This window comes from Nocardia sp. NBC_01009 (assembly GCF_045208035.1).
Taxonomy (GTDB): domain Bacteria; phylum Actinomycetota; class Actinomycetes; order Mycobacteriales; family Mycobacteriaceae; genus Nocardia.
Window position 1 is genome coordinate 8,379,864 of the sequence record NZ_CP108695.1, and the last position, 17,589, is coordinate 8,397,452.

The following is a 17,589-nucleotide window of genomic DNA, read 5'->3' on the forward strand; positions in this document are numbered from 1 at the left end:
CGCCATTCTAAGTGGTCGTCGCTCCCAAGCTGCCGACACGTCGCTGCACCACGGCGATCTCCCGCAATGCATCGTTGAGCAGACTGCGATTCAGTGGCGAGAGTTCCGACATCGTGATGATGTCGCCGGGACTGTGCCCGGCGGAGAGCTGCTCGACCTGATGGACCATCCGCATGCGCTGCAGCATCACGAAAACCTCGGTGAGGATGGTGGCATCGCGCTCGGGCAGCGCCCCCGCGCTCGCGGCCGCCGCCAACCGCACCGGCGTCGACGCCGTGGTCACGCCCGCCACCAGGCCGCCCCATCGAGCGAGGTTGACGATCGGAGCCAGCGCGTGGCTCTTCAAATCGAATGTCCCCCCGCGCCGGGACAGCACATCGCGCAGCGAGCGCGCCCGCACTCGTCCCGACAATGCGTCGAGCAGCTGCAATCGCAGGGCGTTCGGGTGTTCGGCGCGCATGCTCCGGAAGGCGGCGGGCACCGTGTGCAGCGCTTCCTCGCCCCATACGACGCGCCCGTCGATGAGCAGCGAGGACAGGATCAGGCCCCGATCTTGCAACGGATCCTCGAGCCAGCCCGCGGCCGCCGATGCCCACTGCGAGCGGGAACGGGAAAACTTCGGCCTCGCGGCGATCGCGCCATTGCTGTCCGCCGGCAGGCCGCAGGCATCGAGGATGGCGTGCACTCGCGCGGCGACGGCGCGCAGTTCCGTACTGGCCGAGGACAATTCGTCGGGCCACGACAGCGCGCTGTCGACATCCGACGACGGCATCGCCTCGCGGCGGGCGATACTGCCGAGGGTCAGCCAGGCGAATCCGCCGCCGGTGACTGATTGCCGGTCGCCGGAAGGGGTCGGCCCCGGCGCGTCGCCGATCTCGGCGAGTGCCAGCTCGAGCGCCTTGCGGACCACGGAGTCGATGACGACCGACAAGATGCCGCTGGTCGCCGATGCCTTGGTGCCATTGCGGAACAGGTCGACCACGGTGCCGGTGATCTCGCGGGCGGCGCGCTGCAACTGCGTCGCATCCGCGGCCGCGGCGATCGAACGGCGCAGCACGAAACTCTGCCGGGCCGAGGCCGCGAGCAGGTCGGCGTCCTCGAGCACGCCGAGCACCGCACCGCGCCGCGACAGCACCGGCATGTGCCGCAGACCGCATTCGAGCATCTCCATCAGCACGGTTTCGGCGGTCAGGTCGGCGGTCACCCGGCGGGCCGGAGCGCTCATCACCCGGGAGATCGGCACCTCGACCGACAACCCGGCCGCGACCACCCTGGTTCGCAGATCGCGATCGGTGAAGATGCCGAATTCGCCCTGCGGCAATCGGATCAGCACATAGGACACACGCTGTTCGGTCATTCGCACGACGGCATCGCGCACGCTGGTCTCCGGCGCGACGAAAACTGCCGCACCGGAGACGAGTTCGCCGACCGGTCGGCTGCCGAGCACCGGCGCCATCGGAGTTCGATCGCCGGACGCCGTCTTCCAGGCCGAGGAAGCGAGGAACGCCAGGCCGTCGGGTTGGGCGAACTGAGCCCGCACCAAGGCTCCGGGCAACCGAATCAGCAGGCTCGATTCGACCGCCCGCGCCACGAAGTCGGCGCTGCCGCCCGTCAGCAGCGGAACGTAGCCGAAGATTCCGCCAGGCTCGAGGGCATCGATCGGTGCGCCGTCGCCGCTGCCCTGCAGGGTGACGCGGCCGGTCCACAGCATCCAGATGTCGTCGGGGACCTGGGCCGAATAGTCCATGATCACCGCGCCCGCGGCGAACGCGTGCAGCGAAGAAGCCGCCGCGAGCTGGTCCAGCTCGGGCGGCGTCATCGATTGGAACGGCGCGTGATCGGCGAGAAATGCCGCTAGCTCACCCTCCTTCGGCACCTCGCACTCAGGTTTTCCGTAGGAGGTCCGCGCATTTCTCTGCCATGGTCATGACAGTAATGTTGGGGTTCACCGCGGGCAATTTCGGCATCGCGGAGGCGTCGACGACCCGTAATCGGGACACGCCCTTCACCCGCAGTTCCGGATCGAGCACCGCCATCGGATCGTCGGCCGCCCCCATCCGCGCGGTGGCCGCCGGGTGGTAGACGGTGTTGTGCGTGGCGCGGATGTAGTCGAGCAGTTCGTCGTCGGTCGTGGCGTCCGGGCCCGGTGCGAGTTCCCTGGCGATCCAGTTCCGCAGCGGTGTCTGCTCGGCGATCTTGCGGGCCAGCCGGACGCCGGCGAGCATGGTGCGTTCGTCGTGTCCTTCCGGATCGGTGAAGTACCTCGGGTCGACCTTGGGGCGGTCCCGGAAGTCGCGGCTGCGCAGCCGGACCGTGCCGCGGGAACGGCCCTGCGTGACATTGGGCGTCAAGCAGAAACCGTTGTCGGTGGTCGGGTAGCCCTGACGCAGGGTGTTCATGTCGAACGGCACGCTGCCGTAGTGCATCATCACATCCGGCAGCCGCAAGGTCTCGTTGGTGGTGGCGAACAGTCCGATCTCCCACCATTGCGTCGAAGTGGTGACCATCGGCCGCGCGGCCTCCCAGAACACCAGGCCTTCGACATGGTCGTCCAGGTTCGAACCGACGCCGGGAGCGTCGACCAGCACCGGAACACCGACTTCGCGCAGATGCTCGGCGGGCCCGATCCCGGACAGCATCAACAACTTCGGCGTATCGATGGCTCCAGCGGTGACAATCACCTCGCGCCGGGCCGACACCGTGTCGTACCCGGTGAGATCCGGGCGCTGATACCGCACACCGGTGGCGTTGCGGGCGTCGTCGAACAGGATCTCGCTGACCCAACACCCGGTGCGCACAAAGAGATTGGGTCGCGAGTCGAGCACCGGGTGCAGGTAGGCGTGCGAAGACGACATCCTGATGTTGTCCTCGTCGGAATTGATCTGGAACCAGCCCGCGCCGTTGCGCACCGTTGTGCCGCGGTTGAATTCGACCGTCGGCAAGCCGACCAGCGCGGCGGCTTCGAGCACCGCCGCACCACACGGGTCGACGGGCGGGACGTCGCGCAACCGGACCGGACCGCTGCGGCCGTGCTCCTCGCCCGGCGCGTCATTGTTCTCCACCCGCGCGACGTAGGGCAGCACTTCGGCCGCGCTCCAGCCCTTCGCGCCCATCGCGGCCCATTCGTCCAGGCCCTCGGCCGGCGGCCAGAACGCGATACACGAGTTGTGCGAGGAACATCCGCCGAGCACCTTCGCCCTTGCGTGACGCAGAAAGCTGTTGCCACGCTCCTGCGGTTCGACCGGATAGTCCCAGTCGTACCCGGAATCGAGCAGATACATCCACTCCGAGAGCTCGAGGATATTGCGGTCGCCGACGTCGGAGGGTCCCGCCTCCAGCAGGCACACCGACACGTCCGGATCTTCGCTGAGCCGGGCGGCCAGTACACATCCCGCGGTGCCGCCGCCCGCGATCACATAGTCGAATACGTTGTCAGACATCGGAATCCGCCTTCGTCACCGCTGCCGCATGGGAGGCAAGGGTCCCGATGCTCTTGCGGCCCTTTGCCCAGTACCAGAGCAGCCCGGCGCCGAGGATCGCACCGATGTAGACGAACGCGCCCCAGGTGTTGTACCAGGGTGTGCCGTACACCGCCTCGCGCGGCCAGGCCAGGTTCAACGCCATCCCGATGCCCCACACAACGGCGACGATATTGACGATCAGGCCCCATCGGCCCATCGAAAAGTAGCCGCCGGCCTGCAGATCCTTCGGCGGCCACTGCCCCTGCAGCCGCTTCTTCAGCATCGGCCCCGTCACCATCAGGTAGGCCAGGTAGATCATGATGATGGCGATCGAGGTCAGCACCGTGAAGATCTTCGGCTGGCCGATATTGATCACCAGGATCAGCGCGGCGAGCACGCCGATCAGCACGGCGGGCACCACCGGGGTCTGGGTCTTCGGGTGCACACGGGCGAGCTTCTCGCCGAAGGGCAGCGCGTTGTCGCGAGCCATGGCGAAGGTCAACCGGATAGCGGCGGTGTGCACGGCCAGCGAACACACCGTCACCGCGACCACGATGCAACACAGGAAGATGGTGCCGAGCGGGCCCCACATCACCTGTTCGACGATGTACTGCAGGCCGCCGCTGGAGCTGCCGATCTGCGGGTCGTCGAGATCGGGAGCCGCCATCACCGCGAACACCAGGATCGCGCCGCCGATCACGAACGAGGCGAGAACCGCGCGCAGGATGGCCTTCGGTGCGGTGCGCCGCGGCTCCACCGTCTCCTCACCGAGCGAGCTCGCGGTGTCGAAGCCGTACATCACATAGCCGGAGGCGAGCGAGGCCACCAGGAACGCACCCAGGTAACCGCCCGACTCCCCGGCGCCGTAGCCGTGCGTGGAGAAGAACACCTGCGGGCCACGAGTCCAGTTGGCCGCCAAGATGATGGCGATCAATACGGCCGCGATGAGTTCGATGAACACGCCCGCGCTGTTGATCATGGACATGAGCCGGACGCCGAGCGCGTTGACGGCGGTGGTGAACACGATCATTATCGTGCCGAGCACCACGGCATTGGTGGCGTAGTCGTATTGACCGCTGCCGTCACCGATCAGCTGGAAGCCGCTCCACAGTCGTGGCAAGTTCAACTGAAGGGCGAGCACCACCGCGGACAGTGTCACGATCGACGCGGTCAGCATCAGCCAACCCGAGGACCACCCGACGATTCTGCTGCCGAGCGCCTTGGACCAGTTGTACACCGAGCCCGCGACCGGATACTTCGCGGCCAGCTCCATGAAACACAGTGCGACAGCGAGCTGACCGACGAAAACCAAAGGCCACGACCATAGATAGGCGGGACCTGCGGTGCCGAACCCGAAATAGAACAGCTGGAATGTACCGGTGAGAATCGAAATGTAGCTGACGCCTGCCGCGAAGCTGGCGAATTTTCCGATACTCCGGTCGAGGGATTCCTTGTAGCCGAAATCCTCCATCCCATTGTCATCGGACACACTGTGTTCCTTGACTACCATTGCTACCGTGCCTTTCGCGGTGCTGGCCGGTACGGGCTGTCCGGCCGAGATCGAAACTTGGATCAGACGCCCTGGAACCACTCCGCCGGCTTCGGTGCCGTGTTGTGCCAAATGTGTTTGATTTCCTGATATTCGGCCAATCCGGTCGGGCCGAGTTCGCGTCCGTTGCCGGACTTCTTGAACCCGCCCCATTCCGCGGCCGCCGTGTAATAGCCGAAGTCGTTGAGCCAGACCGTGCCGTGCCGCAGCGCGCGCACCATGCGTTCGCCGCGCGCCGGGTCGGCGGTGCGCACGCCGCCCGCGAGGCCGTACTCGGTGTCGTTGCCGAGCCGAATCGCCTCGGCCTCGGTGCTGAAGCGCTCGACGGTAAGGATCGGGCCGAACGTCTCCTCCTGGACGATCCGCATCGATCGGTCACAGTTGTCGAAGATGGTCGGCAGAAAGAAACTGCCTGCGGCCAGCGCCGGGTCGCTGGGCCGGACGCCGCCGGTCACCAGTTTCGCGCCCTCGGAAATGCCCAGCTCGACGTAGGCTTCCACCTTTGCTCGGTGCTGTTCGGAGACCAGTGGGCCGGTCTCGCTGGCCGGATCGAGGCCGTCGCCGACCCGAATCCGCTCGGCCCTTCGGGCCAGTTCGGCGACGAAGTCGTCGGCGATGGATTCCTCGACGATGAGCCGCGTGCCCGCCGAGCAGACCTGGCCGGAATGCAGGAACACCCCGGTCAGCACCTGGTCGACCGAGCTCTCCCAGTCGGCGTCGGCGAACACGATGTGCGGGTTCTTGCCGCCGAGTTCCACCGCGACCTTCGTGACATGTTGGGCGGCGACCTCGGAGATCGTCCGCCCCGTCGCGAGGCCACCGGTGAACGAGATGAAATCGACGTCCGCGTTGTCGGTCAGTGCCGCGCCGAGCACCGCGCCGCTGCCCTGCACCAGGTTCAGCACCCCCGCCGGCACGCCGGCCTCCTCGGCCAGGCGGGCGAAGGCGATGGTGCTGAGCGGGGTCACCTCGCTGGGTTTGGCGACCATCGTGCAGCCGGCAGCCAGCGCGGGCGCGATCTTCCACGACATCTGCAGCAGCGGATAGTTCCACGGCGCGATCAGCACACACACGCCGATCGGCTCGCGAACCACGCGGCTGATCACCGTCGGATCACCGACGTCGATCAGCCGGTCGGCCTGGATCTCGACCAGTCCCGCGTAATAGCGGAACACCGAGATCACATCGTCGATGTCGATCCGGCTTTCCACCAGCGTCTTGCCGGTGTCGACCGTCTCGAGGCGGGCCAGCTGCTCCTTATCGCGTTCGAGCAGATCCGCGATCCGCAGCAGCAGCGCCGCGCGTTCGGTGACCGGTGTGGCGACCCAGGCCCCGTCATCGAAGGCGGCGCGCGCGGCCGCCACCGCTCTGCGTGCGTCCTCGGGTGTGGCCTCGTCCACCTCGGCCACCACCGAGCCGTCGGCCGGGTTGACGATCTGCCTCGTGCCGCCATCGGAGGCACGCGTCCACGCGCCGTCGATGAGCAGGTCCGGTTCACCGTTCATGTCATGTCACCTCATATCGCCGATGCGGGCGAGCAACCACTCGTGGAATTCCGCAATGTGGTGCTCGGCGGGAACGAGCACCCCGCCGTCCCGGTAGGCACGCGAGGACATCGTGGGCTGGGTTCGCTCACATGCCGCGAAATCCTGTTCATTGACGCGATGGAACAGCTCGACCGAGCGCGACACATCGCGACCTGCGGCAACAACGTCACCGGTGTAGAGCCAGTCGCATTCGACGAGGGTCCGGTCCGCGGCCAGCGGGTACATCCTATGGAAGATGATGTGGTCCGGGACCAAGTTGACGAAGACAGTCGGTCGAATCGTGATCGCGTAATACCTGCGGTCCTGCTCCGCGGTGACTCCGGGCAGGCGGTCGAACCCGGCCGAACCGTCGACGGTGAACCCCTCGACCTCCGGACCGAACTCGGCGCCGTGGCCGACGAAGACCTGAGCGGCCAGACCGTCGGCGAACTCGGGCAGCACCTCGGTGAGCTCGGGGTGGATGGTCGCGCAGTGGTAGCACTCCATGAAGTTCTCGACGATGAGCTTCCAATTCGCGGCGACGTCGTAGACCACGCGGCGACCGACCTGCAGGGTGTCGATGTCGTAAGCGTCGATCGCGGCCTCAGTACCGAGCCGTTCGGTGACCGCACCGATCACGTCGGTCTCGAACGACGGCGGCTCGTCGGCCAAACAGACCCAGGCATAACCGAGCCATTCCCGCAGCGCGACCGGCACCAGGCCGTAGGCGACCCGGTCGATGTCTTCGCCCCCGGCGTCCTTGAGTGCGGCCATATTGGGTGCGGCGACGAGCTTGCCGTCCAGCCCGTAGGTCCAGGCGTGGTACGGGCAGCGCAGGTTGCGGCGCACCTGCCCCTCGTCCTCGGTGCACAGCATCGCGCCGCGGTGGCGGCAGATGTTGAGGAAGGCGCGCAGCGCACCATCGCGGCCGCGCACGATCAGCACGCTCTCCCTGCCGACCTGGACTTTCTTGAATTGGCCGGGATCGGCGAGGTCGGCGGATCGGACCGCGCAGAACCACATCTTTTCGAAGAGATGTTCCTGCTCGGCCGCGAAGATCGAATCCTCGACGTACCACTTGCCACCGAGGGTCGGGATCAGCGCCGGGGTCTGCACCGGCATATCCGCGGTCGGCCCACCCGTCTCCGGACCGCCACCCCCCAAGGAATCGCTACGCGATGCTGTTGTCATAGGTCACCAACCTTTGCGGGTCGAAAAGTGTGATGGGGTGTGCGGTTTTCGCATCGATGGCCAGGTCCGCGAGGATCTCACCGACCACAGGGACGAACTTGAAGCCGTGGCCGGAGAAACCGCATGCGACGGTCACGCGCGCGGTGTCGGGATGGCGCGCGATCACGAAGTGCTGGTCGGGGGTGTTGGAGTACATGCAGGTCGCGGTGTGCACGCAGGGACCGTCCAATGCGGGAATCAGTTCGGCGACGCGGTCGCGCATCTCCGTGATCTCGTGCGGGTGCACGACGCGGTCGATGGTGTCGGGGGTGCACTCGATGCCCTTGCGGAAGAATGCCGTCTTCACCCCGCCCGCGGGTCCGTCGATGGCGGGGAACCCGTAGATCTGCTGACCGGAGCTGTTCTCGCTGATATAGATCGGCTGGTCTTCGAAGGCGGCTGTCCCGCCGATCGGGTCGAGCCAGTACAGCACTTGTCGTTCGATGGTGATCGGGATGCCGAACTGCGCCAGCAGTTCCGGAGCCCAGGCGCCGGGACAGATGACGAGCTGGTCGGCGCGGTAGGTGGCCCGCGCGGTCGTCACCGTGACGCCGGAGCCGGTCTCCGCCCAGCCGAGCACCTCCTCACCGAACGAGAGCGTTGCTCCCGCGCGCAGCGCGAGATCAATGTGCGCCTGCACCGTCAGCTCCGGGCGCGCGAATCCGGCCTTGTCCTCGTAGACCGCGATATCGCCGGAGTCCGGGGTGAAATTCGGATATCTGCGCCGAATCTCGGCAGCGTCGAGCACTTCGTGCGGCAGCGACCATTCGCGGCTCGCGCGCAGGCTGCCCGCCACCGTCAGGCAGTCGGGTGGGCCGAGGAACAGGCCGCCGGTGAGGCGGAAGACCTCGCGCTCGCTATCTGCGGCGAGCTGCTCCCACAGTTCGTACGAACGCAGCAGCAGCGGCACGTACGCGGGATCCTCGAAATAGGACTGCCGGATGATCCTGGAACCGCCGTGGCTCGAGCCCTTATTGTGCGCGGGCGTGAACTTCTCCAGCCCGAGCACCCGCTGCCCGCGGGCGGCGAGGTGATAGGCGGCGGCGCTGCCCATCCCGCCGAGTCCGATAACGATGACGTCGTAACCGTCTGTCGTAGTAGCCATTTCGCTACCTCCTGATCCGGGACATTTCGGGGTCGACCACCGGCTCAGGGTGCACGACGGCGGTGTAGCGGGTGCCGAGATACTCGACCTCGACCACGGTGCCGGGGCCGAGGGCCGCGGGCAGCCACGCGTAGGCGATGCTGCGGCCGATCGTGGCGGAATAGGCCGCGCTGGTGATGTAGCCCGCGCAGGCGCCGCGCACATAGACCGGCTCTTTGCCGAGCACGACCATCGTGGGACTGTCGAATACAATGCTGCGCAGGATCTTCGCCGGTGGGTCCGCCTTCTCGAGGGCGGCTTTGCCGACGAAATCGGGCTTGTTCATGCGCACCGCGAAATCGACGCCCGCGGCGGCGGGCAGATGTTCGGTGGTCATATCGGTTCCCCAGCCGCGGTAGCCCTTTTCGATGCGCAGACTGTTGAACGCAATCCGGCCGGCCGCGATCACGTCGTGCGCCTGCCCGGCCGACCACAGCAGATCCCAGAGGGCCCTTCCGTATTCGGCGGTGGTGTAGATCTCCCAGCCGAGCTCGCCGACGTAGGAGACGCGCATCATCGTGACGGGTATGGCGCCGAGATAGGTCTGCAACGCACGGAAGTACTTGAAGGCCTGATGGGAGAGATCGTCGGAGCACAAGGGCTGCACCAGATCTCGCGCTGCTGGACCCCACAACCCGATACAGCAGGTGCCGCCGGTGATATCACGAAGCGTCACCGACCCATCGGCGGGCAGATTGCGCGTGAACCAGTCGAAATCGAGCGGTCCGTTCGCGCCGACCTGGAATTGCTGCGGCGCGAGCCTGGCCACCGTGAGGTCGCTGCGGATGCCGCCGTTCTCGTCGAGCAGCAGCGTGTAGGTGACCGAGCCGACGCTCTTGTCCAGATTGTTCGTCGTGAGCCGCTGCAACAGTTCCAGCGCGCCGGGGCCCGCGATGTCGTAGCGGGTCAGCGGCGTCATGTCGTACATCGCCACCCGCTGCCTGGTCCAGTGCGCTTCCGCGATGGAGATCGGCGACCAGAAATTGCTCGACCACTCATCACGCTCGGGGAAGGTCACGCCGTCGTCGCGAAGGCGCTGCACCAGTTTGGCATTGGCCTCGTACCAGGCGGGGCGCTCCCAGCTGCCGCCCTCGAAGAAGTAGGCGCCGAGTTGCAGTTGACGGGCATAGAACGGGCTGGTCCGCAGTCCGCGCAGCGCGGTTCGATGCTGGTGTGGATGGATGATGTCGTACACCTCGACGAACGCCTGTGAACTCGTCTCCATGATGAAGCGGTCACTGCGGGCCACCTCCTCGAAGCGGTACAGGTCGCACTCGTGCACGTCGGTCTGCGGTGCGCCTTCGATGATCCACTCGGCCATCGCCTTGGCCACGCCCGCGGAGTGGGTAACCCACACGGCCTCGGCGACCCAGAAACCGGCCAGTTCCCGATGCTCGCCCATGATCGAGAAGCCGTCGGGGGTGAAGGAGAAGATCCCGTTGAAACCCTCCTCCACCTTCGAATCACCCAGCGCGGGAAGCAGTTCCATGGATTCGTGCCATGCCGGCGCGAAGTCCTCGTCGGTGAACGACAGCATGGAGGGCATCGCCGTGCCCGCCGTCACGGCAGTCAGCGTGGACATGTCCACCGGCATGGGCTTGTGCCCGTAGTAGCCGATGCCGATCCGATCCACGTGCTCACGGAAGTAGAGGTCCTGGTCCTGATGCCGCAGGATCGGCAGACTCGCCTCACCGTGTTCGGTGTTGCGGCCCTCGAGTGCGTCGATCCGACCGGTCTTGGCGTATTGATGCGCCATCGGAACCAGCGGCACCACGAGGCCGACCTGCTTGGCCACTTCGGCGCCCCAGAATCCGGCCGCGCAGATGACAATGTCGGCTTCGATGACACCGTCGGCGGTTTCCACCCCGGCCACCCGGCCGCCACGTGCCACGATGCCGAGCACTTCCTGGTGCGGTCGGAATACCGCGCCGCGGGCTGTCGCGAGTCGCGCCTGCGCCTCCGCGGCACGCAGCGCTTTCGCCAAACCGTCTGTCGGAGTGTGGAATCCGCCGATGATTCGGTCGACATCGAGCAGTGGGTGCAGCGCGACGCACTCGACGGGGTCGAGTAGGCGACCTTCGATTCCCCAGGACTGCGCCCAGCCGGCTTTGCGGTGTAGGTCCTGCCAGCGCTGTGGGGTGGTGGCCACTTCGAGCCCGCCGACCGGGTTGAACGCCCAGCCGTCCGGATGATCGAGCGCCAGAAACTTTTCGGTTGTGTATCGCGCAAACTCCGTCATTGTTTTGGACGAGTTCGTCTGGAACACCAATCCCGGCGCGTGTGAGGTGGATCCGCCGGTAACGAACAGCGGACCTTTCTCCAGCACCGTGACATCGGTCCAACCGCGTGAAGTTATTTCATCGGCGAGCGATGTCCCGACGATTCCGGCTCCGATGATGACAACTTTCGGGTGAGCCAAGGCATGCCTCCGATGTTGCTTACTGCGCAACGCAATCGCATTACGCAACAAATGGTCAACCCGATTCGGGCGCGTGTCAACCGCTGGAAACCAATCGTTCATAAATTGGCTTACGGGTTGACGACGACCGAAAACCGGCCCACACTGTTGCGTACTGCGATCACTGTTGCGCTATCAGCAACTTGGAGGGCTCATGGAATCGACTGTGCAGCGACCGGCGACATCCACGACGGACCTGTTCGTCGCGCATCTGACAGACCTGCCGGTCGGCGAAGTCGCGACAGTGCAACCGGACGGCGGCACCCCGATCGCCGTATTCCACACGGAGGACGGCTTTTTCGCGATCGATGACACCTGCACCCACCAGGACGCCTCACTGGCGGACGGCTGGGTGGAGAACTGCACGGTCGAATGCCCGCTGCACGAATCCTGCTTCGACCTCCGCACCGGCGCGGCCTCCGGGCCACCGGCGAAGATCCCCGTCCGCACCTATGCGGTGCGCGTGGTCGACGGCGATGTCATGGTCGCCGCGGTGCCGTCATGAGCGAGCGGACCATGTCAGCGGGCGGTGCGTATTGCGGGCGGTGCGTATTCCGAAGTCGAGCGTCAGCGACGAGGGGTTGTGGACGAGCGAAACCAGCAAACCAGGCCACCACAGGCAGTGCACACGAAGTCGAGCGTCAGCGACGAGGGGTCGTGGACGAGCGAAACCAGCAAACCAGGCCACCACAGACAGTGCACACGAAGTCGAGCGTCAGCGACGAGGGGTCGTGGACGAGCGAAACCAGCAAACCAGGCCACCACAGACAGTGCACACGAAGTCGAGCGTCAGCGACGAGGGGTCGTGGACGAGCGAAACCAGCAAACCAGGCCACCACAGACAGTGCACACGAAGTCGAGCGCCAGCGAGAGGCAGTCGTGAACGAGCGAAGCCGACAAACCAGGCCACAGCGGGCTGTGCCTACGGAGTCGAGCATCAACGAGGCGGACTCGTGAGCAGCGCGGGCTCGGTGGTGGTCGTCGGCGCATCGCTGGCGGGGTTCTCCCTGGTGAACGCCCTGCGCGAGCACGGCCACGATGGCAGCATCACGGTCGTCGGCGACGAAGCGCATCTGCCTTACGATCGGCCGCCGCTATCCAAGGAGTTTCTCCGCGAGGATGTCGACCTCGCGTTGGGCGACGAATCCGCGACCGGCGCACGCTGGCTGCTCGGGCGGCGCGCGGTCGGGATCGGCGTGACCGCAGCCGGACCCGGAGTCACGCTCGACGACGGCACCCGGCTCGCCGGAGACTCGCTCGTACTTGCCACCGGCGCACGCGCCCGAGCCCTTCCCGGCGTCGGGGCGCTGCGGGGCGTGCACACCTTGCGCACGATCGACGACGCGCACGCGATCCGCCGTTCGCTGCGCGCTGCGCGCACGTTGACCGTTGTCGGCGCCGGTCTGATCGGCTCCGAAATCGCTTCCACCGCAGCTGCTATGGGAATTGCGGTCACCATTGTCGAGTTGTGCCACGATCCGCTCACCGCGGTATTCGGTCCACATATCGGACCATTGTGCGCATCTTTGCACAACGCGAACGGCGTCCGATTACTGACCGGTGTCGCTGTCGACCGATTCCTCGGCGACGAGCACGTGAATGCGGTGCAATTGACCGATGGAACCGTACTGTCGGCCGATGCCGTGGTGATCGGAATCGGCGCCGTGCCCAACACCGAATGGGCCGCGGACTCGGATGTGCAGATCGACAATGGTTTCGTCACCGATTCGCAGTGCCGTACTTCGATACCCGGCGTGTACGCCATCGGCGACTGCGCCCGCAGCTACGACGAAACAGCCGGCGCTCATCACCGTTCCGAGCACTGGACCAATGCGACGGTCCAGGCGCGTATTGCGGCGGCGGCGATTCTCGGCGCACCGCAGCGCCCTCCCGCCGCGCCGTATTTCTGGTCGCGGCAGTATGGACGAATGCTGCAGTTCGCGGGTGCTTGCCGACCGACCGACGAGGTCCGCTTCGTCGACGGCGACCCGTCGACGCGGTCGCTGACCGCCCTCTACGAGCGCGATGGCGCGCCGGTGGCGGTGTTCGCCATCGATAACCCTCGCCTGTTCACCAGATATCGCAAGCAGATCGAGCGGCTCACCCCGATCCCAACTCCGTAGGAGGTTTTCGTGTCCGAAACCGTGCGTGGCGTCATCGCCCGTAGCAAAGGTGCGCCGGTCGAAATCGTCGATGTCGTGATCCCCGATCCGGGCCCGCACGACGTCATCGTGCGTATCCAGTCCTGCGGGGTGTGCCACACCGACCTGCACTACCGCGAAGGCGGCATCAACGACGAATACCCGTTCCTGCTCGGACACGAGGCCGCGGGCATCGTCGAAACCGTCGGCGACGCGGTCACCCACGTCGTCGCGGGCGATTTCGTCATCCTCAACTGGCGTGCGGTCTGCGGCGAGTGTCGCGCATGCAAGCGCGGTCGCCCCTGGTATTGCTTCGCCAGCCACAATGCGAGCAAGAAGATGACCCTCGCCGACGGCACCGAACTCTCCCCTGCCCTCGGCATCGGCGCTTTCGCCGACAAGACCCTCGTCCACGAAGGCCAGTGCACCAAGGTCGATCCCGACGCCGATCCTGCGGTCGCGGGCCTGCTCGGCTGCGGCGTGATGGCGGGCATCGGCGCCGCCATGAATACCGGCAATGTCTCGCGCGGTGACACCGTCGCGGTCATCGGCTGCGGTGGCGTCGGCGATGCCGCGATCGCCGGTGCTCGGCTTGCGGGCGCGAAGACGATCATCGCGATCGACCGTGATCCGCGAAAGCTCGCGTGGGCCACCGACTTCGGCGCGACCCACACGATCAACGCCAGCACCGACGACGTGGTGGCCAAGATTCAGGAACTCACCGAGGGGTTCGGCGCGGATGTCGTCATCGACGCGGTCGGCAGGCCCGAAACCTGGAAGCAGGCCTTCTACGGCCGCGACCTGGCGGGCACGGTGGTGCTGGTCGGCGTCCCGACTCCCGATATGACCCTCGACATGCCGCTGATCGATCTGTTCTCCCGCGGCGGTGCGTTGAAGTCCTCCTGGTACGGCGACTGTCTGCCCGAACGCGACTTCCCGGTGCTCATCGACCTCTACCACCAGGGCAGGCTTCCGCTGGAGCGGTTCGTCACCGAACGCATCGCGCTCGACGAGGTGGAGAAGGCCTTCGATGCGATGCACGCCGGTGCGGTGCTGCGCTCGGTGGTCGTCCTGTGAGGGTCCGCATCGATCGGGTGGTCACCTCGGGCACCTTCGCGTTGGACGGCGGCACCTGGGACGTCGACAACAATGTCTGGCTGATCGGCAACGACGACGAGGTCCTCGTCATCGACGCCGCGCACAATGCCGACGCCATCATCGACGCGGTCGGGGACCGCAACGTCGTCGCGGTGCTGTGCACGCACGGCCACAACGACCACGTCACCGTCGCACCCGAACTGAGCAAACGGCTCGACGCCCCGGTCCTGCTGCACCCCGGCGACGACCCGCTCTGGCGCATGACCCACCCGGACGTGAACTACCGTTCGCTGGCCGACCTGCCCCGAATCACCGTGGCAGGCACCGACATCGACATCCTGCACACACCAGGCCACTCCCCCGGCTCGGTATCCCTGCACCTACCCGAGGCCGCCGCCCTCTTCACCGGCGACACCCTGTTCTCCGGCGGCCCCGGTGCAACCGGCCGATCGTTCTCCGACTTCGACACCATCATCGATTCGATCCGCAACCGCCTCCTGACCCTCCCCGAAGAAACCGTCGTCCACACCGGGCACGGCGACACCACCACCATCGGCGCCGAAAAACCCGCCCTCGCCGACTGGATCGCCAGAGGCCACTGACAAGGTCCCGGCAAGTGGCACATGGCCGCGGCAAACGCCGAGAACATCCCGCTGCCATGTGCCACTCGGCGAGGACAGCCTGATCCCGCTCGAGCACTACGGCGGGTGCAGTATGGGCCGTAGGGAATCGAGCGGGCGAGGGTTGTTGCGTCGGTGACGTGCTCCGGGGTCTGACTGTTCGAGAGGTTTTGCCTACCAGGGGTTTACCGGGGCAGTGCTGGGCACGTCTGGTGGGCTACCCCGACTTACCCTCCCGCAGTCAGGTCCGCGGTCCACCCTTCCCAGGGCAGCAGACCTCGTTCTGTGCGTGCTGATCTAGGGTCGAAAGCATGGAAACACTGGACCTCGACGAGTCGGAGCGCGTCGCGGCACTGTTGGACGCCGAGGCCAAAGCGACGGCCCTGTTCGACGAGGTCGTCGCTCGCAGCATCATCACCCCCGGCGCCACCGAGTCCGAAGTCAGCGACGCCGTGCGTGACCTGGCCAACGAGATGTTCGGCACGCGCAGGTTCTGGCACAAACGCATTGTGCGATCGGGAATCAACACTCTCGAGCCCTATGCCTCGAAACCGCCGAATCTCGTCATCGAGTCCGATGACATCTGCTTCCTGGACTTCGGGCCGATCTTCGCCGAGTGGGAAGCCGACTTCGGCCGCACCTTTGTCCTCGGCGACGATCCCGCCAAGCTGGCGCTGCGTGACGCATTGGAGCCACTGTGGCAGCAGGGACGTGACTACTTCGACGCCACCCCCGACATCACCGGCGAGCAGCTCTACGCCTGGGTCGTCGATCGTGCGACCGAGCAGGGCTGGGAATTCTCGGCCCCGATCGCAGGCCATCTCGTCGGGGAGTTCCCGCACAAGCAGATCTCCGGCACCGACATCACCACCTACGTCGCCCCTGACTCCACCGCCCCGATGCGACGCCTCGACCCCACCGGCCGCGCATGCCACTGGATCTTGGAAATCCACCTCATCGACCGCGAACGCAATATCGGCGGTTTCTTCGAGCAGCTATTGGACGTGCGTCCGCTCGATCAGTAAACACTCGGCGCGTTGGACATCCGCCCGCTCGATCGGTAGATACTCGGCGCGTTGGACGCGCGCTCTCCCAACCAGTAGCAACAGTCTCCTTCGGACTCGCTCGCGAGCACGCCGGAGGCCCGTAGTTTCGGGCCGGCTGGTGCCGTGCCGATTCGGCAATATCCGCCGACGCCACGCTCCCTGTGAACCTGGGACCAGCGTCCTGTCCGCGCAACACCGTTGACAGCAGGTGGATGCCGCCGGGGCCCTCGGCCCTGCGGGCAGAGCAAAGCCCTGTTCGGCGGTCGGAAGCTGGAAAATCGCGCCCGGCGCACCTGAAATTCGCAGCCTTCCGCGTCGCAACTGACTCGCTGGGTTCGGAAAGGTCGGGCAGCTGATCGACACCGGCTGGAGTTCCCACTCAGCCGCCAGCGCGCTGCGTATGCTCACCTCCATGCGACTGAGCACGCGCAACCAGCTCGATGGAACCGTCCTCTCGGTCACCCGAGGCGAAGCGATGGCCGTCGTGCGGATCCAGCTGACCGGCGGAGACGAGATCACCTCCTCGATCACCAGGGATGCCGTCGAGGACCTCGGACTCGCCGAAGGCAAACCGGTCAAGGTTCTCATCAAGTCGACCGAAGTCTCGCTGGGCGTCGAGTAGAGCAGGGCGAGGTTTCCCGCCGAAGCGATGCGGCCTCGGCGGTAGTCGCCCGTTGGTTCTGGTCGCGAATCCGGTCAGCAGCTGATCGCGCGACACCACCCGTTGCAGACATCGCACTGGTGGTTGCCGACCCATGAGGCACCACACTGCATCCAGCGAGTGGTGCCGAGATCGGCTGTCTTCATCTGCTCTCCCGTCTGGATATAACGAGTAGTCGGTTACAGATCTTTCGGTAATTGAGTGATTCTGGGCCTGCGCCGACACCTCGAGCTCCACAACGACGTCGACCCGCTGTCTACCGGCCTCGAACATCTCCACCGATCGCATACGGCGCTCCCGCAGAGCGTCGAAATCCCGACGAGCAGCCGGCCGCTTTCGCCCCCTTCCGCTCACCCGACAACGGCACTCGCCCAGACACTCCGGGATTGTCCTGCACCGCATCACAACCCACCTGCAACGACGCACCGAATTACCGAAGGGGGACTGTCAGTGATCTGGACAGACCATGCGGCTGGTTGCGCAGTCCATCGCAGGAGCACCACGCCCGACCTGGGTGAAGAACGTTGTGCTGAAACACGTTTGGGGATTGCGCCGCAGAACCCTTGATATGCAGTTGTATACTGCCGGGCGGAACGCAGGTACGTCGGAGGGGGCGAAACAAGGTCAGGATTCTGCGAATTGTCCTGCGTCCCAA

General features: G+C 65.9%; 13 protein-coding genes. 6 read left to right on the forward strand and 7 right to left on the reverse strand.

All coding sequences use genetic code 11. The annotated features are described in order from the left end of the window. Positions 1 to 7: 7 nt before the first annotated feature. The 7 genes from OHA42_RS37895 to OHA42_RS37925 all read right to left on the reverse strand — a co-directional run bounded on the left by OHA42_RS37895 (position 8) and on the right by OHA42_RS37925 (position 11,329). Positions 8 to 1,819, reverse strand: coding sequence for a putative nucleotidyltransferase substrate binding domain-containing protein (locus OHA42_RS37895; protein WP_406239880.1), 1,812 nt, complete (start codon positions 1,817 to 1,819; stop codon positions 8 to 10). A 64-nt stretch (positions 1,820 to 1,883) separates the two neighbouring features. Then, complete coding sequence (locus tag OHA42_RS37900; protein WP_406233169.1) at positions 1,884 to 3,440, reverse strand: GMC family oxidoreductase; 1,557 nt, start codon at positions 3,438 to 3,440, stop codon at positions 1,884 to 1,886. Beyond that, complete coding sequence (locus OHA42_RS37905; RefSeq protein WP_406233171.1) at positions 3,433 to 4,971, reverse strand: APC family permease; 1,539 nt, start codon at positions 4,969 to 4,971, stop codon at positions 3,433 to 3,435. Before OHA42_RS37905 ends, OHA42_RS37900 begins: the two co-directional genes overlap by 8 nt. Positions 4,972 to 5,033: 62 nt before the next feature. Next, positions 5,034 to 6,515 (reverse strand): aldehyde dehydrogenase family protein, encoded by a 1,482-nt coding sequence (locus OHA42_RS37910; RefSeq protein ID WP_406233173.1) that lies wholly within the window; start codon positions 6,513 to 6,515, stop codon positions 5,034 to 5,036. A 6-nt stretch (positions 6,516 to 6,521) separates the two neighbouring features. Then, complete coding sequence (locus OHA42_RS37915; RefSeq protein ID WP_406239881.1) at positions 6,522 to 7,658, reverse strand: aromatic ring-hydroxylating dioxygenase subunit alpha; 1,137 nt, start codon at positions 7,656 to 7,658, stop codon at positions 6,522 to 6,524. Between the two features lie 49 nt (positions 7,659 to 7,707). Then, on the reverse strand, positions 7,708 to 8,871 hold the full coding sequence (gene solA, locus OHA42_RS37920) for an N-methyl-L-tryptophan oxidase (protein ID WP_406233175.1): 1,164 nt from the start codon (positions 8,869 to 8,871) through the stop codon (positions 7,708 to 7,710). Between the two features lie 4 nt (positions 8,872 to 8,875). After that, on the reverse strand, positions 8,876 to 11,329 hold the full coding sequence (locus tag OHA42_RS37925) for an FAD-dependent oxidoreductase (RefSeq protein WP_406233177.1): 2,454 nt from the start codon (positions 11,327 to 11,329) through the stop codon (positions 8,876 to 8,878). Between the two features lie 193 nt (positions 11,330 to 11,522). Here OHA42_RS37925 and OHA42_RS37930 point away from each other — a divergent pair, with 193 nt between their 5' ends. The 6 genes from OHA42_RS37930 (at position 11,523) to OHA42_RS37955 (ending at position 16,895) form a co-directional block, all read left to right on the forward strand. Next, complete coding sequence (locus tag OHA42_RS37930) at positions 11,523 to 11,873, forward strand: bifunctional 3-phenylpropionate/cinnamic acid dioxygenase ferredoxin subunit (protein ID WP_406233179.1); 351 nt, start codon at positions 11,523 to 11,525, stop codon at positions 11,871 to 11,873. A gap of 448 nt (positions 11,874 to 12,321) precedes the next feature. Beyond that, the gene (locus OHA42_RS37935; protein WP_406233181.1) at positions 12,322 to 13,491 is read left to right on the forward strand and encodes an NAD(P)/FAD-dependent oxidoreductase; all 1,170 of its coding nucleotides are present in this window, start codon (positions 12,322 to 12,324) and stop codon (positions 13,489 to 13,491) included. A gap of 9 nt (positions 13,492 to 13,500) precedes the next feature. Then, positions 13,501 to 14,586 carry an S-(hydroxymethyl)mycothiol dehydrogenase gene (locus OHA42_RS37940; RefSeq protein ID WP_406233182.1) on the forward strand — a complete coding sequence of 362 codons (1,086 nt, stop codon included), beginning with the start codon at positions 13,501 to 13,503 and terminating at the stop codon, positions 14,584 to 14,586. After that, a complete protein-coding gene (locus OHA42_RS37945; protein ID WP_406233184.1) occupies positions 14,583 to 15,209 on the forward strand; it encodes an MBL fold metallo-hydrolase in 627 nt (208 codons plus the stop codon). The genes OHA42_RS37940 and OHA42_RS37945 overlap by 4 nt, the downstream gene beginning before the upstream one ends. A gap of 329 nt (positions 15,210 to 15,538) precedes the next feature. Continuing rightward, the gene (locus tag OHA42_RS37950; protein WP_406233185.1) at positions 15,539 to 16,252 is read left to right on the forward strand and encodes a M24 family metallopeptidase; all 714 of its coding nucleotides are present in this window, start codon (positions 15,539 to 15,541) and stop codon (positions 16,250 to 16,252) included. A 433-nt stretch (positions 16,253 to 16,685) separates the two neighbouring features. Beyond that, positions 16,686 to 16,895, forward strand: a complete 210-nt coding sequence (locus OHA42_RS37955) for a molybdopterin-binding protein (RefSeq protein WP_406233187.1) — start codon at positions 16,686 to 16,688, stop codon at positions 16,893 to 16,895. Positions 16,896 to 17,589 lie beyond the last annotated feature (694 nt).

Coding starts and splice junctions, on each gene's coding strand:
- solA (WP_406233175.1), bottom strand. CDS start 8,871: ATGGCTACTACGACAGACGGTTACGACGTCATCGTTATCGGACTCGGC.
- OHA42_RS37900 (WP_406233169.1), bottom strand. CDS start 3,440: ATGTCTGACAACGTATTCGACTATGTGATCGCGGGCGGCGGCACCGCG.
- OHA42_RS37950 (WP_406233185.1), top strand. CDS start 15,539: ATGGAAACACTGGACCTCGACGAGTCGGAGCGCGTCGCGGCACTGTTG.
- OHA42_RS37930 (WP_406233179.1), top strand. CDS start 11,523: ATGGAATCGACTGTGCAGCGACCGGCGACATCCACGACGGACCTGTTC.
- OHA42_RS37955 (WP_406233187.1), top strand. CDS start 16,686: ATGCGACTGAGCACGCGCAACCAGCTCGATGGAACCGTCCTCTCGGTC.
- OHA42_RS37915 (WP_406239881.1), bottom strand. CDS start 7,658: ATGCCGGTGCAGACCCCGGCGCTGATCCCGACCCTCGGTGGCAAGTGG.
- OHA42_RS37910 (WP_406233173.1), bottom strand. CDS start 6,515: ATGAACGGTGAACCGGACCTGCTCATCGACGGCGCGTGGACGCGTGCC.
- OHA42_RS37895 (WP_406239880.1), bottom strand. CDS start 1,819: ATGACGCCGCCCGAGCTGGACCAGCTCGCGGCGGCTTCTTCGCTGCAC.
- OHA42_RS37905 (WP_406233171.1), bottom strand. CDS start 4,971: ATGGTAGTCAAGGAACACAGTGTGTCCGATGACAATGGGATGGAGGAT.